10 protein-coding genes and 3 pseudogenes are annotated in these 14,962 nt (G+C 57.5%); 10 read left to right on the top strand and 3 right to left on the bottom strand.

Annotated features, from left to right (window positions below; genetic code table 11):
- Positions 1–47 precede the first annotated feature (47 nt).
- The 4 genes and pseudogenes from N7E01_RS00785 to rpoD all read left to right on the top strand — a co-directional run bounded on the left by N7E01_RS00785 (position 48) and on the right by rpoD (position 5,377).
- A complete protein-coding gene (locus N7E01_RS00785; protein WP_289174095.1) occupies positions 48–593 on the top strand; it encodes a phosphoribosyltransferase in 546 nt (181 codons plus the stop codon).
- A gap of 75 nt (positions 594–668) precedes the next feature.
- Complete coding sequence (gene rpsU / locus N7E01_RS00780; RefSeq protein ID WP_289174093.1) at positions 669–881, top strand: 30S ribosomal protein S21; 213 nt, start codon at positions 669–671, stop codon at positions 879–881.
- Positions 878–2,870: pseudogene (dnaG, locus tag N7E01_RS19215) on the top strand (DNA primase). The gene rpsU and the pseudogene dnaG overlap by 4 nt, the downstream one beginning before the upstream one ends.
- Before the next feature lie 282 nt (positions 2,871–3,152).
- Positions 3,153–5,377 (top strand): annotated as a pseudogene (gene rpoD / locus N7E01_RS00765) (RNA polymerase sigma factor RpoD).
- On the opposite strand, the gene N7E01_RS00760 reads toward rpoD, so the two are convergent.
- From N7E01_RS00760 to N7E01_RS00750, 3 genes and pseudogenes are all read right to left on the bottom strand, one after another.
- Complete coding sequence (locus tag N7E01_RS00760; protein ID WP_289174088.1) at positions 5,329–5,619, bottom strand: DUF3820 family protein; 291 nt, start codon at positions 5,617–5,619, stop codon at positions 5,329–5,331. The pseudogene rpoD and the gene N7E01_RS00760 overlap by 49 nt on opposite strands.
- 54 nt (positions 5,620–5,673) lie before the next feature.
- A pseudogene (locus N7E01_RS00755) lies at positions 5,674–6,665 on the bottom strand (LLM class flavin-dependent oxidoreductase).
- On the bottom strand, positions 6,643–7,224 hold the full coding sequence (locus tag N7E01_RS00750) for a thermonuclease family protein (RefSeq protein WP_289174086.1): 582 nt from the start codon (positions 7,222–7,224) through the stop codon (positions 6,643–6,645). The pseudogene N7E01_RS00755 and the gene N7E01_RS00750 overlap by 23 nt, the downstream one beginning before the upstream one ends.
- A gap of 239 nt (positions 7,225–7,463) precedes the next feature.
- Here N7E01_RS00750 and N7E01_RS00745 point away from each other — a divergent pair, with 239 nt between their 5' ends.
- The 6 genes from N7E01_RS00745 (at position 7,464) to N7E01_RS00720 (ending at position 14,956) form a co-directional block, all read left to right on the top strand.
- Positions 7,464–8,915 (top strand): cryptochrome/photolyase family protein, encoded by a 1,452-nt coding sequence (locus N7E01_RS00745; protein WP_289174083.1) that lies wholly within the window; start codon positions 7,464–7,466, stop codon positions 8,913–8,915.
- 69 nt (positions 8,916–8,984) lie between these two features.
- Positions 8,985–9,527 carry a PAS domain-containing protein gene (locus N7E01_RS00740; RefSeq protein WP_289174081.1) on the top strand — a complete coding sequence of 181 codons (543 nt, stop codon included), beginning with the start codon at positions 8,985–8,987 and terminating at the stop codon, positions 9,525–9,527.
- Positions 9,497–10,267, top strand: coding sequence for a sensor histidine kinase (locus N7E01_RS00735; RefSeq protein ID WP_350495054.1), 771 nt, complete (start codon positions 9,497–9,499; stop codon positions 10,265–10,267). Before N7E01_RS00740 ends, N7E01_RS00735 begins: the two co-directional genes overlap by 31 nt.
- Positions 10,268–10,281: 14 nt before the next feature.
- On the top strand, positions 10,282–11,325 hold the full coding sequence (locus tag N7E01_RS00730) for an ATP-binding protein (RefSeq protein ID WP_289174079.1): 1,044 nt from the start codon (positions 10,282–10,284) through the stop codon (positions 11,323–11,325).
- Positions 11,326–11,328: 3 nt separating this feature from the next.
- Positions 11,329–13,395 (top strand): hybrid sensor histidine kinase/response regulator, encoded by a 2,067-nt coding sequence (locus N7E01_RS00725; RefSeq protein WP_289174077.1) that lies wholly within the window; start codon positions 11,329–11,331, stop codon positions 13,393–13,395.
- Between the two features lie 256 nt (positions 13,396–13,651).
- The gene (locus N7E01_RS00720) at positions 13,652–14,956 is read left to right on the top strand and encodes a PleD family two-component system response regulator (protein WP_289174074.1); all 1,305 of its coding nucleotides are present in this window, start codon (positions 13,652–13,654) and stop codon (positions 14,954–14,956) included.
- Positions 14,957–14,962 lie beyond the last annotated feature (6 nt).

The following is a 14,962-nucleotide window of genomic DNA, read 5'->3' as shown; positions in this document are numbered from 1 at the left end:
TAGCGGTTTATCATTACGTTCCTTTTACACCAGACAGGTTTTCTGCCATGACTTTGCCCCCAAGTACCGACCGTGACCTTTGGGTTTCCTGGGATCAGTATCACGCCCTTATCGACCGTCTGGCCCTTAATATTCATGAGTCGGGCTGGGAGTTCGAAAAGATCATTTGTCTTGCACGTGGCGGTATGCGTGTAGGTGACATTCTTTCGCGTGTGTTTGACGTCCCATTGGGTATTCTGGCCACCAGCAGCTACCGTGAAGCGGCCGGCACCGAGCAGGGCGCTCTGGATATTGCCCAGTTCATAACCATCACTCGTGGCACCCTCGAGGGTAAAGTGTTGCTTGTTGACGACATGGTTGACACCGGCATGACCTTCATCAAGGTTGGTGAGCATCTGCGCAAGCAGTTTCCTGCCATTACCGAGTTGCGCAGCGCTGTGCTGTGGTGGAAAGGGCATGCTCAGGCAACGCCCGATTACTTCGTTGACAAGCTGCCGACCAACCCCTGGATTCACCAGCCGTTTGAAGATTACGACAGTCTGCGTCCGCATCAGCTGGAAGCCTGGGTTCGTAAGGGTGTCAGAAATAGCTGATTCGTGCTATAGTCTTAGGCTAACCGATTTGGTTCTATAGATTTTTAACTTTTTAACAGAAAGGCTACCGAATACATGCCTACCGTTCGTCTTAAAGAAAACGAGCCCTTCGAAGCCGCACTGCGTCGCTTCAAGCGCACCATCGAAAAAAATGGTCTTTTGACCGAACTGCGTTCGCGCGAATTCTACGAAAAGCCCACAGCCGAGCGCAAGCGCAAAGCGGCTGCTGCTGTCAAGCGTCACTACAAGCGCATTCGTAGCCAGCAACTGCCCCCACGTCTGTATTGATCCCTGAATCATTTGTACAAGACCTGCTTGCCCGGGTAGATATTGTTGATGTAGTCGGGCAATATGTGCAGTTGCGAAAAGGTGGGGCCAACTTGCTTGGCCTCTGTCCTTTTCACAACGAAAAATCCCCCTCTTTTACTGTCAGTCCCACCAAGCAGTTTTATCATTGCTTCGGATGCGGCGCGCACGGTACGGCTATTTCCTTTCTTATCGAGCATACCGGGGCCAGTTTCCCCGAGGCAGTTCGCACGCTTGCGGCCAATGCCGGGCTGGTTGTGCCTGAAGAACAACGGTCACCCAAAGCTCAGGCGGCTTCACGGCGTCGCAAAGAAGAGGTGTCGCGGCACCAGCAATTGCTGGAAGCTGCCCAGCAGCATTACACGAGGCAGCTCAAGGCGACGCCGCTGGCAACTGATTATCTGAAAAACCGGGGGTTGACGGGTGAGATTGCGGCACGGTTCGGGCTAGGCTGGTCAGGCTCCGATCGACGTGGTCTGGCGACGGTGTTCAGTCATTACGAAGATCCGCTCCTGGTCGAGGCCGGTTTGGTCATTGAGGCTGAAGACGGCCGGCGTTATGATCGCTTCCGCGAGCGGATCATGTTTCCCATCCGTAATGCGCGCGGCAACCTTGTCGGGTTCGGCGGGCGCGTCATTGGCAAGGGGAGCCCAAGTATCTGAATTCGCCCGATACGCCCATTTTTTCCAAGGGTCTTGAGCTCTATGGGTTGTGGGAAGGGCGTGCCGGCATTCGTGCAGAAGGCTGCGTGCTGGTTGTCGAAGGGTATATGGATGTGGTGGGGCTGGCGCAATCCGGGCTGTGCAATGCGGTGGCCACTCTGGGTACGTCGACGACACCCCAGCATGTGCAGAAGCTGCTGCGCGCCAGTGATCGGGTCATCTTCAGTTTTGATGGTGACAAGGCCGGGCGGCGTGCGGCCTGGAGGGCGTTGCAGAACTGCCTGTCGCTGTTGCGCGATGATGTGTCCATCCGGTTTCTGTTTCTGCCTGATGATCACGATCCCGATTCATACGTTCGGGCACATGGCGCCCAGGCGTTTCGCGAACTGATGGGCCAGGCTCCGGCCTTGTCGACGTTCATGCTTGACGAGCTGTCTGCCCGTCACACCATGGCCGAAGCCGAAGGCCGTGCAGCGTGTGTTCACGAGGCCAGGCCTTTGCTGGCTCAGTTGCCGCAGGCCACTACCCTGAAAGTCCAGATCGAACGCGAGTTTGCTCGCAGGGTCTTGCTGACGCCGGAAGAACTTTCCGCCATGCTGGTGACGCCTGATGTGACGGGGCGGCGTCCTGCTGCTGTATCACTACCCGTAGCGTCGATCACTGATTTGTCTTCAGACATGCCAGGGCCGTTTTTCGAGTCGCATGAACCGGATTCCAGCGTTGATGGTCAATGGGTGCCCGATATGGGTGACGACCATTGGCAGGGTGAGCCGGAGATGTTTTTCCTGAAGTTGCGGCACCGGTTACGGCTGCGTCATTGAAACTATGGCAGGCGAAAGACCAGGGTCGGCGCAAAGGCCGTGCCCCGGCCGCAGGTCGTTCCGGTAATCGCAGCGTTACATCCATGGCCAAGCGCCTGTTACGCCTGTTGGTTGCGCATCCAGAGCTTGTGGAGACACTGGGTGATCAGCAGCTTGAAACTTTGGCGCGAGTTCCCAATCTAACTCTTGTCAGGGATTTGATTGCATTGATCAGTGACTCCGGGGCTCGTCATGCCGGTGCGTTGCTCGAAGCCGCTGATCCCGGTTCTGATCTGGCTGCGGTGCTGTCCGATCTCGGGGCAGACCTGCTGGGTCACGATGACTTGCCCGATCCCAAGTCAGAGTGGAACGATGCCTTGCGCAAGGTTGAGCTTGATCTGATCAAGACCGAGCAGTCCCAGCTGGTTGCCGGCGGCCTTAAAGACGCTGCATCGCGCGAGCGCTACCAGTTGCTCGGCAAGCGGCTGGCGCAGCTTGGGCGTGGTTGAGGCGGGTGCTTGAACAACACTGTTGAAAATACTTAACTGCGGTAAAATAAAAGGTTTTATATCGTCTTTAATTGCATGAACTGTAACCCGGGCTTTGCTGCCCCGATGGTTGGTGGCCTTTTTTACCCTGTAACCCAAAGCTTGGTCAGGGCAATCTTTTCTGGCATCAAACCAGCGGCGGCGGTCTGACCGGGCCTGTTCGTGCACTAAAGATATGGTTTTCCCTGCAATTTCCGTTGGTAAATTTTGCCAGCGGGTTTAATTGCGTCTACGGAAGCGACTATGACAAAAGCGACTGATCAGACCCTGAATGCGGCAGAAGACTCTGTCAAAAAGACGAAAACGATGGCGGCTACAAAAACCGCTGCCAAAACGTCTGTAGCGACAGGGGCTGTGAAAAAGGCAGCCAAAAAAACCACGGCACGCAAGACGGCGGCTGAGGCCGAATCATCTGACGATTTTGATTTCGACGATGATCTTGCCCCCGAGCCCAAAAAGCGCAAGGCACGTACGCCGACGGGCCGTCGTCCTGGCCGTCCGGCCAAAGCCGCCAATAATGACAGCTCGCCGTTCGACGATGGTGACATCGATATCGAAGCCGAAGTCATTCCCGAACTCAAGCCGATTTCCAAGCGCGGCGGCAAGCGTGGCAAGGGTGACAAAGATGTGCCGACCCGCAGCCAGCTGACGCCTGAAGAACAAGAGGCCCGTCGCAACCGGCTGAAGGTTCTGATCAAGCTGGGTAAAGAACGTGGCTACCTTACGTATGGCGAAATCAACGACCATCTGCCCGATGATCTGGTCGATGCTGAAGCGATCGACGGCATCATCAGCACGTTCAGCGACATGGGTATTTCGGTCTACGACCAGGCCCTGATGCCGAATCGCTGTTGCTGAACGACAACGCACCCGTTGCGTCCAGCGATGACGATGTCGAAGACGAGGCGGAAGCCGCACTGACGACGGTAGATTCCGACTTTGGTCGCACCACCGACCCCGTGCGTATGTATATGCGCGAAATGGGTACGGTTGAGCTGCTCACACGGGAAGGCGAGATTGAAATTGCCAAGCGTATCGAAGATGGCCTCAAGCACATGGTCATGGCGATTGCCGCGTGTCCGACAACCGTCAACGAAATCCTGGGCCACATCCAGCGCGTGCGCGATGGTCAGGCACAAATCGACGAAGTGGTCGATGGCCTGATCGACGAGGAAGGTGAAGAGTATGCCGGTTCTGGCGTCTCGGGTGACGAGGACGACGGCCCCGCAGGCGGCATGAGCAGCAAGCAGCTTGAACTGTTACGCACCAAGTCGCTCAAGAAGTTTGATCTGGTCGGTCAGTGGTTCGAAAAAATGCGTCGTGCGTTTGAAACCGAAGGCTACCATTCCGAAGCGTATCAGCAGGCCCAGCAAGCCATCCTCGATGAGTTCATAGGTATTCGCTTTACTGCGAAAATGGTCGAAAAACTGGCCGATACCTTGCGTGATCAAGTCGCTGAAGTTCGCAAGCTGGAACGCGAAGTGCTGGGTATCTGTGTCGACCGTGCCGGTATGCCACGCGCGCATTTCATCAAGGTGTTTCCGGGCAACGAAACGAATCTCGAATGGGTCATGTCCGAAGTGGCCGCGGGTCACGCGTATTCTGAAACACTCGAGCGCCACGTCCCGGCGGTGCAAGAGACACAGCAAAAACTCATTGATCTTCAGTCCAGTGTCGTGTTGCCACTGAAAGATCTCAAAGATGTCAACAAGCGTATGGCGACCGGCGAGGCCAAGGCTCGCAAGGCCAAGCGCGAAATGACCGAGGCCAACCTGCGTCTGGTGATCTCCATTGCCAAGAAGTACACCAATCGTGGCTTGCAGTTCCTTGACCTGATTCAGGAAGGCAATATCGGGCTCATGAAGGCGGTTGACAAGTTCGAGTACCGCCGCGGCTACAAGTTCTCGACCTATGCCACCTGGTGGATTCGTCAGGCCATTACGCGTTCCATTGCCGATCAGGCCCGTACCATTCGTATTCCGGTTCACATGATCGAAACGATCAATAAAATGAACCGGATCAACCGCCAGATCCTGCAGGAAACCGGGGCTGAGCCCGATCCGGCAACGTTGGCGCAGAAAATGGACATGCCCGAAGACAAGGTTCGCAAGATCCTGAAAATAGCCAAAGAGCCAATTTCCATGGAAACGCCCATTGGTGATGATGACGATTCCCATTTGGGTGATTTCATCGAAGATCTGGCCAATCTGTCGCCGTCCGAATCGGCGCTTCAGGGGTCCATGCGTGATGTCGTCAAAGAGGTGCTTGACTCACTGACACCGCGTGAGGCCAAAGTGCTGCGCATGCGTTTCGGTATCGAAATGAGCACTGACCAAACGCTGGAAGAAGTGGGCAAGCAGTTTGATGTCACACGTGAACGTATCCGCCAGATTGAGGCCAAGGCATTGCGCAAGTTGCGTCATCCCAGTCGTGCCGACAAGCTCAAGAGCTTCCTCGAAAGCCAGTAGGCGGTTTGGGCGGGGCGTGCGGTGTCAGTGGCGTGATTGACGCAAGGGGCCAGCAACGGTTTCAGGCCGTTGTGGTCCATTTCCTGTAACAAGGCCAGCAGGCGCCCCAGTTCGCCCGGCGGGAACCCGGTGCGGGCAAACCAGTTCAGGTAGTGCCCGGGAAGGTCGGCCAAAAGCCGGCCTTTGTACTTGCCGAAGGGCATCGGCCAGGACACCAGTTTTTCAAGATCATCGGGGTTCATAGCGCCAGTTGTCCAGAGTCAGGTGGCCGATTGGTCAAAATCGTCCGGACGGAATTATGCCGCCAGGCTTTTCATGATGTCGGCGATGCGTTGGTACGATTGCAGACGTAATTGATGATCATAAACATCAGACACGATCATCAGTTCATTGGCGCGTGTGCGTTCCAGCAGCGCCTCAAGGCCGTTACGCACGGTTTGCGGGCTGCCGATAATTGAACACCCCAGCATGCGTTGTGCCTGGCGCTTTTCCTCGGGGCTCCAGTAGCTGTCGATATCGTCAATGGGTGGTTTGCTGGGGCAGCGGTCGCCCCGCAGCAAGTGGGTGGTCGACATTTGCTGGGTGGTTGCCAGGCGGCGGGCTTCCTGGTCGGTGTCGCCCACAATAATATTCACACCCACCATGGCGTGGGGCGTTGCCTGCTGCTCCGACGGTGTGAACTGTGACCGGTACGTTTCCAGGGCGGTGTACAGGTAGTCTGGCGCAAAGTGCGAGGCAAACGCATAGGGCAGCCCGAACTGTCCCGCCAGCGCAGCACCAAAGGTGCTTGACCCGAGTATCCACAGCGGTACATTGCTGTCGGCACCGGGAATGGCACGGATGCGCTGGCCAGGTTGTACGGGGCCCAGCAGTGCTTGAAGTTCCAGGACATCTTGCGGGAAGGCGTCGGCGCTGCCGGGATGGCGGCGCAGTGCACGCAATGTCAGTTGGTCGGTACCGGGTGCGCGGCCCAGTCCCAGGTCGATTCGCCCGGGGAATAAAGCGTCCAGTGTGCCGAACTGCTCGGCGATGACCAGGGTGAATGGTTGGGCAGCATGATGCCGCCGGCACCGACCCGAATGGTTGACGTACCTGCCGCAACGTGGCAAATGGCCACCGAGGTTGCGGCGCTGGCGATGCCCGGCATGTTGTGATGTTCGGCCATCCAGAATCGGGTGTAACCCCAGTGTTCGGCATGGGCGGCCAGATCACGGGCATTGTTCAAAGAAATACCGGCATTGCCGTTGTCGCGGATGCGGACGAGATCAAGTATGGACCAGGCTGTCATGGCAGATATCAGAAATGTTATTGACGTTGTTCACGGCGAAATTGCCAGGGGCTACGGCGTCGTGGTCGCGCCATAACCCCTTGCGTGCCTGACGGGCCTGTTTCTGGGCATCAACCAACGCCTTGTTTTCGACATGCTGGTCGTATACCCAGGCCGCGCCGGCGCCCACCATGGTGATGCCGACGTCAGTGCCGCTGCACTGCACATCGGCCAGCAACCGGTCATACTGGTCGACGCTGCTCACGTTCAGTTGAACAAGGTCGCCTTTACGGCAAATCTGGCGCAGGTAGTCACGCGATGCAATACCGTATTTCTGGTCCAGTTCAGGTGCGTCGATCTGGCGGATCCGCACGCGAGCGGATTTCTTGCGACCGGGGCAGTCGGCACGAAGGGTGTCGCCATCATGCACGTGGCTGACGGTGCACTGAAGAACCTGGGTGGCGGCGACCGGCCCGTGGTCGGGTGAAGCACCCAGCCACGCTGCGCCGATGACGGCCAGCGCGGCAGTGATATGGACAGGGCGTGATTTTTTCAGGCGATGAACAAGTGAATCAAGCATGCGGTGTATCGAGGTCGATGAGGCTGCGGGGCTGCAGTCACGTTAGGGCGAATGGTAGCAACGTTTTTTCACGCTGCAGGAAACGGGTCGTCAATGTACCCAAGACTGTAGTGTAACGGTTGACGTTTCAGAGCCCCGGGTTTTTGCTGGGCAGGGCATGCGTTTGATGCTAATTTTAAGGGTTGGTCTTCAAACAGGCTTTAAGGCCGTGTTTCAATTTCCGGATAGTATGAGTATTCATGTCAGACCCTATTTCCCTGTGCTGGTTCCGTAATGATTTGCGTATCGCCGACCAACCGGCCTTGCTGGCTGCCGCCGGGGCAGGGCCCGTTGTTGGCGTATACATTGTTTCCCCGGATCAGTGGCGGTTGCACGGTGATGCACCCGTCAAAATCGACTTCTGGCGTCGAGCACTGGCGTCATTGCGCGCCGAGCTGGAGGCTCTGGGGGTTCCGCTGGTTGCGTTGAATACGGATGCCTGGTCAGACGTCCCCCAGGCCTTGCTTGATCTGTGTCAGTCGCTGGGTGTGCAGCAGGTCTTCTGCAATCGCGAGTACGGGGTGAACGAACGTCGTCGTGATCGTGCCACCTATCGGTTGCTGGCCGGGCACGGCATAGCACTGACTGGCTTTGATGGTGCCACCTTGCTTAAGCCGGGCACCGTACAGACAGGGTCAGGGGCACCTTATCGTGTTTTCACGCCGTTTGCCAAAGCGTGCCGTGCCCGCTTGCGGGCAGCGCCGTTACGACCGCTTGCTGCACCTGGTGGGCGTTCATGGAGGGTGCCCCTGCAGGTTCAGGCTATGCCTGCACCAGATGTCCTGATGGCGCGTCTTGAGGTCGCTGGCTTGCCGGCTGACGTATCGCAACGAATGGAGGCGCAATGGCCCGCGTCAACCGCCGAGGCCCACCGTCGGCTCGACGCGTTCATTGCCGATCGGGTGGCCAGTTACCAGAAAGATCGTGATTTTCCGGCCTTGAACGGAACCAGCACCTTGTCCCCGTATCTGGCGGCCGGGCTGGTTTCCGCACGTCAGTGCCTGGATGCCGCACTGGGCGTGAACCAGGGCGAATTCGACACGGGCCAGACCGGTGTGGTGACATGGATTACCGAGTTGTTGTGGCGAGAGTTCTATTGGCATCTTATGGTGGCTTATCCGGCGCTGTCGATGCATCAGCCGATGCGGCAGGAAACTCTGGGTGTGGCGTGGCGCGAAGCACCCGACGACTTCGCGCGATGGGCCCGCGGGGAAACCGGTGTGCCCATTGTCGATGCGGCCATGCGCCAGTTGTTGGCTACCGGCTGGATGCATAACCGTTTGCGCATGATTGTCGCCATGTTTCTGAGCAAGAATCTGCTGATTGACTGGCGCAAGGGCGAAGCGTTTTTCATGCGCCACCTGATTGACGGCGATCTGGCGGCCAACAACGGTGGCTGGCAATGGAGCGCATCAACCGGGGCCGATTCTGCACCTTATTTTCGTGTGTTCAATCCGGTCAGCCAGTCTGAAAAATTTGATCCGCAGGGGACGTTTATCCGTCGCTGGGTGCCTGAACTGGCCCGGGTTCCGGCGTCCGACATCCATGACCCGTCAGGCCCGCAGCGTGTGGCATGTGGCTATCCGGCGATGATGGTTGACCTGAAGGTCACACGTGCACGTGCTATTGAGGCGTTTCGTCAAAACCAGTGATCCGTTCTGCGTGATCTTTTCAAGCTGTACTAGAATGCTTTCATTTGTGTCAGCCGCGGAGGGCTGGTGATGTCGCGTAAAACAGGGTGGTCGCGTTATTTCATGTTGGGGGTTGCCGATGACGACGCCAGTCATGTCGCGACCGGGTCGGCGGCCGATCTGTTGTACCAGCATTCGGCAGATACCGGTATGGCGGGGCTGGCCGAGCGCCTGAACCGGCTGTCCGAGCATGTGCCAGGCGTTTTGCACCAGTTTGTGCTTTATCCTGACGGACACGGGGCATTTCCTTATGTCAGCAAGGGCGTTTATCGTATTTATGGCGTTACGGCCGAACAGGCGGTGGCCGATGCCAGCACCATTTTCAATCTGCTGCATCCCGATGACTTGTCGCGTGTCCAGCAAAGCATTCAGCACTCGGCCCACACGCTTGGCCTCTGGAAAGAAGAGTTTCGTATTTGCCGGCCAGGCCTGCCAGAGCGCTGGCTGAACGGCCAGGCCAGTCCGCAGCGGCTTGATGATGGTTCGGTACTCTGGCATGGATATGTTTATGACATCACCGAAAAAAACGCCAGGCTGATGAGCTGCAGGAAACCCAGACCCGCTTTCGGCTGACGCTTGAAGCGTCAAAAATCGGGGTCTGGCGCTGGGACCTGCATACAAATCACATTCAGTGGTCTGACGAGGCCTGGACGTTGTTGGGGTATACGTCCGGCCAGTTCCCGCTTGACCTTGATGTCTTGCGCACGTTGATACACCCTGACGATGCTCCGGATGTCTTTGCTCGAGCAAGCGTCATGCAGCCCGACACCCGGATCCGTTCCCAATTCAGGCTTCGCAATGCCCAAGGCGGCTGGACCTGGGTTGAGTCGCGCGGCAAGGTCATTGAGGTTGACAGCCAGCAGCGGCCGGTGCTCGTCATGGGTACCTACACCAGTATCGATACTATTGTTCAATCGCGCCAGGCTCTGGAACAGGCCAAGGCCCAGGCCGAACAGGCCAATCAGGAAAAATCTGTTTTCATGGCCAGCATGAGCCACGAAGTGCGAACGTCACTGGCCGGCATCATCGGTCTGAGCCAGTTGGGTCTGGACGATACCGATCCTGCGGTGTTGCACGACCGGTTGCAGAAAATCGGCCAGTCTGCCCGCAATTTGCTTGAGTTGCTTAATGATGTCCTCGACTTTTCAAAAATCGAGGCGCAGCGGCTCACGCTGGAGTCTCGTCCGTTTGCGTTGTCCGAGGCGGTTGGTCCGGTCGTGAGTTTGTTCCAGCCCCTTGCCAGCGAAAAGGGCTTGATCTTCAGGTACGTACCGGTAGTCTTGATACCGTTGTTTATCAAGGCGATGTCCTGAGGCTGCGCCAGGTCTTGCAGAACCTGTTCAGCAATGCCTTGAAATTTACCGCCCAGGGCCAGGTGGGTCTGACGGTCGTCCTTGAGAAAAGCGACGATGTCAGTGACTGGTTGCGTTTTACGCTGCAAGATACCGGTATCGGCATCACAGAGGCCCAACGGGGGCGTTTGTTCAAGGCGTTCAGCCAGGCTGATAATTCAATCGGCCGAAAATACGGGGGCTCCGGCCTTGGCCTGATCATTTCCCAGCGTCTGGTCCATGCCATGGGCGGAGGCGATATTGCACTTGACAGCCAGCCCGGCGTGGGGACTACGTTCAGTTTTGTGTTGCCCCTGTCACGGGCCACGTCGCTTGAAAACGCGGAGGCTGCGGTACCGGACGCTATGAGCCCGGTGGCGGAGCGGCTGCCCGTACAAACGGCTGTCGCGAACGAGGCCACGGAGGATTACCTGAATGCCGCCGAGGGTATTGAGCGCCTGATGGGGGATACCACCCTTTATCGTAAATCACTTGGTCAGTTGCACCAGCAGTTGCAAGGGCCGTATGCCCAGTTGACCCACATGCTCGAGCATCTTGATTCCAGCAGTACTCCCGCTGATTTTGTGGTGGCCCAGAGCCTGGTTCATAGCCTGAAAGGAGTGGCCGGCAATCTGGCCATGAAAGAGCTGGCCGCGGTGGCAATGGCGCTGGATGCCTTGCTCAAGCAACAGGACGTTCCCGCGCCGGATCTGGTCATGCGCTACGAGCGCATCCGCCGTGAATATGTCCATCAGGCCGGGCAATACCTTGCCGAACATCAGGCCGAAGAGGCCTGGGTGACGCCTTCGGGGGCTGGGGTTGATCCCGACGTTGCGCGGGCCGCCCTGAACAGGCTTTCCGTGGCGATTTGTGGCAATCAGTTTATCAGCGAAGACGAGCTGTCCCGTGTGGCCCGTCAGTTGCCTGCAGCGGTGCGTGAACGCCATTGGCGAGTCCTTGAGCAGGCGCTTGATGCCCTGGACTTTGATGCTGCTGCATTGGCCATGGGTAAGCTTCAAGCCGCGCTTGAGAACCTGTAAACCATGGCGACTTTCCGCGTTTCATCATCGCTGGCCAAACGGCTTACCCTGATCGTCCTTGTTGCGGTGGCACTTGCCGCTGTCCTGTCTGCCCTGGTGGTCGGGTTGGCGGCCTATAAAGATAACCGCGAGCAGATTCTGGCCCATGAAAATCAGCTGACCGGTCTGATTGCTGAACACATTGACGGCGAGTTGGCTGAACGCCGTGAAGCCTTGGTGGTATTTGCCAATTTGCTACATGATGGGCTGGCCCTGCGTTCGTTGCCAGAGCTGCGGCGCACACTGGACAGTCGTGTCATGCTGCGTACCGCTTTCAATAATGGCCTGGTCATTACCGATGCGGATGGCACGATTATTATTGATTCACCGATCCTGCCCGGCAGGGTAGGGCGTAATACAGCCGACCGTGAGCACATGAAGCAGGTGATGACCGAAAAGAGGGCAGTGATTTCACCACCCGTGATCGGCAAGGCAACGCCAGAACCCATGTTCATCATCATTGCACCGATCCTGTCCCGCGATGGCGAGTTGCTGGGCATGATTTTCGGCGCTACGCGGCTGGCCCAGGACAATCTGCTGAATCAGGTGGCGCATCATCAGCTGGATATGGGAGGGCAGCTGTACGTAGTCGACCCGCAGCGTGACGTGCTGGTGGCGTCTACCGTGTCCGACCTGTCGCTCAAACCACTGGATGGATTGCAGGATAACGAGATTGTCGAACAGATTCGCGCCGGCCATCTGCAAGGCGAGGCGATTTCTTTTGATGAGCAACAGGTTATCTATTCAGTCAGGCCGTTACGCATGGTTGACTGGGTCGTGATTCATACCTTGCCGGCTCATCTGGCGTTGGCACCCGTGAATGCGTTGCTCTTGAAACTCGCGGTACTGGCCTTGTTTCTGGTCATTGTGGCCGGTGCGCTGGTGACGGTTTCGATCCGTCGGCAGTTGCGTCCGCTTGAGCAGGCCGCCGCCGATGTCCGCAGCATGATTAATGGCGCGCGTCCCATGGGCACGCTTGATGTCGTCAATGCAGACGAGGTTGGTCAGCTGGTGCATGCATTCAACAGCCTGATCCAGTTCCAGGCGCGCCAGAATCTTGAGCTTCGCGATGCCAAAACCCAGGCCGATGCCGCCAATCGGGCCAAGTCAGCGTTCCTGGCCAACATGAGTCACGAGATTCGCACTCCGTTGAATGCGATTATCGGCATGGCCGACCTGCAGCTGGGTGATGCGTCGTTGTCACCCTTGTTGCGACGGCGTACCGAGCAGATCCGCCAGGCCGCACGGGCATTGCTGCTGATGGTTGACGACATTCTTGATTACTCGCGTCTTGAAGATCAGAAACTCAAGATTCAGGTGCAGTCGTTTGCGCTGGACGAAGTTTTTGAGCAACTGGCGGCCATGTTTTCGCGGGTCGCCGCTGAAAAACGCATTGAGCTGGTCTTGCATGTTGATCCGGCGATTATGCCGTCGCTGCAGGGGGATCCGTTACGCCTGGGTCAGGTTTTGCTCAAGCTGGTGGGCAATGCCATCAAGTTCACTCAGGCGGGTTGCGTGGCCGTGCAGGCGCGGCTGCTGAGCGTACAGGGTCAGCAGGTCCGGGTTCAGTTTCGGGTAATTGACAGCGGACCGGGTATTTCTCCCGACCATTTACCTCATTTGTTCGAACCGTTTTCTCAGGCAGACACCTCCAGCGCGCGCCGTTACAGCGGTGCCGGGTTGGGGTTGCCGGTCAGTCAGGCACTGGTGCAGCTGATGGGGGGCGATGGCATTCAGGTGGAAACCCGCCAGGGCGAGGGTACCCGTTTTGAGTTTGTCCTGGTATTTGCGCTGGATGGTTCCGTCGAAATGTCACCCCGTTGGGCAGGCTGTGATTGTGTCCCACGCGCCATCCTGGTTGTCGAAGACAATGTGCTGGCGCGGCAGGCCATGGTTGAAACCCTGGCGGCGTGTGGCGGACAGGTGGATGCTACCGATAATGGCAGTCGGGCGCTTGAACTGGTGGTTGACGCCTGTGATCGCGGTCGACCGTATCAGGCCATTATTGTCGACTGGTCGCTGACCCCTTGACCGGGCTGAATACCTTGCGCCGGTTGCGCAGCGTATTGCACGAAAAGCGCGTTCCGATGCCGCGTCTGTTTCTGGCGGGTACCGAAGCGCTGGCCCAGGCCAGCCAGTTACCCGAAGACAGTTTTCCGGTGCTTCCCAAACCCGTGTTGCGCAGCCGGCTGCTTGATTTGTTCCAACGGTTCCCGTACAACGAAAGTGCCGTCCTTGAGGGCAGTCTTTCCGGGGGGCATTGGTTCAGTTCACCGGCCGGCGCGTCATGGTGGTTGACGATAACCCTGTCAATGCAGAAGTGGCGCAGGCCTATCTGGTCCGTATGGGTACTTCGGTTATTACCGCAGAAAACGGTGAGCAGGCGGTTGCCCTGTTCAAGTCTCAACCGGTTGATCTGGTGCTGATGGATATCCAGATGCCGGTGATGGACGGCTATGAGGCGGCGCGTCAGATCCGTGCTCTTGATGCCAATGTGCCGATCATTGCCCTGACGGCGGCGGGTCTGGTCGAGGATCGCGAGCGTGCGATGGCCGCCGGTATGAATGCCCATTTGGGCAAACCCTTTGATGCGGCGTCTTTGACACGCGGCTTGCGAGAATGGCTTGAACCCGATGAGCCGGCACCTGAGAGTGCAGCGACGTCTCGGTCAGCAGTTCGTGCTGATCCGGATGATGAGCGCAAAACCTTGCTGATCGTGGATGACGTGCCGGCCAATGTCAAAATGCTGGCGAACTACCTGAAAGACGAGTACATCATCCAGGTAGCCGGCAAGGGTGAAAAAGCGCTGGCGATTGCACAAGGCAGTCATCCGCCAGACCTGATTCTGCTCGACATCATGATGCCCGATATGGATGGGTACACCGTTTGTCGCGAGCTTAAAAACAACCCGGCTACCCAGCAGATTCCGGTTATTTTCGTCAGCGCCCTGACCGAGGCGGTTGAGGAGGAGCAGGGTTTGAATCTGGGCGCGGTTGATTACATTACCAAGCCGTTTCACCTGCCGATTGTGCGTGCGCGTATTCGCAACCAGATGAGCCTCAAGTCAAAAACCGACATGCTTGAAGAAATGTCGAATATCGATGGCCTGACGCAAATTGCCAACCGCCGTTATTTTGACCAGATACTGCTCAAAGAAGGGAATCGTCTGGCGCGTAACGGCCTGCCCATGTCGGTGCTGATGATCGATATTGATTACTTCAAGGCCTACAACGACAACTATGGTCATGGTCGGGGTGACGAGTGTCTGGTGAGGGTGGCAGCGGCCATGAACAAAGCCATCAGCCGCCCGGGTGATTTGCTGGCCCGCTATGGGGGTGAAGAGTTTGTGGCGATTTTGCCGGAAACGGATGCAGGCCGTGTGCTGGCGGTTGCCCAGCGCTTGTGTGATGCCGTACGCCAATTGCAAATTGTGCATGGCTACTCGCCCATCGCCGATTACGTCACCATCAGCGTGGGTTGTGCAGGTCGCGTGTTGAATGACGCTTCGGAAGCAGTGAGCTTGCTGGATCAGGCGGATCAGGCCTTGTACGAAGCCAAGCGCCGTGGTCGCAATCGGGCGGTGGTGCTGTAGACGACG

The sequence above is a fragment of the Neopusillimonas aromaticivorans genome (assembly GCF_030344915.1).
Taxonomy (GTDB): Bacteria; Pseudomonadota; Gammaproteobacteria; order Burkholderiales; family Burkholderiaceae_B; genus Neopusillimonas; species Neopusillimonas aromaticivorans.
Note: the sequence above shows the minus strand (reverse complement) of the source record. Positions and strands in the feature narration are given on the sequence as shown.

What these genes read in the sequence shown, in the direction of transcription:
- N7E01_RS00785 (WP_289174095.1), top strand. Translation starts at nt 48, where the DNA reads ATGACTTTGCCCCCAAGTACCGACCGTGACCTTTGGGTTTCCTGGGAT.
- rpsU (WP_289174093.1), top strand. Translation starts at nt 669, where the DNA reads ATGCCTACCGTTCGTCTTAAAGAAAACGAGCCCTTCGAAGCCGCACTG.
- N7E01_RS00760 (WP_289174088.1), bottom strand. Translation starts at nt 5,619, where the DNA reads ATGAACCCCGATGATCTTGAAAAACTGGTGTCCTGGCCGATGCCCTTC.
- N7E01_RS00750 (WP_289174086.1), bottom strand. Translation starts at nt 7,224, where the DNA reads ATGCTTGATTCACTTGTTCATCGCCTGAAAAAATCACGCCCTGTCCAT.
- N7E01_RS00745 (WP_289174083.1), top strand. Translation starts at nt 7,464, where the DNA reads ATGTCAGACCCTATTTCCCTGTGCTGGTTCCGTAATGATTTGCGTATC.
- N7E01_RS00740 (WP_289174081.1), top strand. Translation starts at nt 8,985, where the DNA reads ATGTCGCGTAAAACAGGGTGGTCGCGTTATTTCATGTTGGGGGTTGCC.
- N7E01_RS00725 (WP_289174077.1), top strand. Translation starts at nt 11,329, where the DNA reads ATGGCGACTTTCCGCGTTTCATCATCGCTGGCCAAACGGCTTACCCTG.
- N7E01_RS00720 (WP_289174074.1), top strand. Translation starts at nt 13,652, where the DNA reads ATGGTGGTTGACGATAACCCTGTCAATGCAGAAGTGGCGCAGGCCTAT.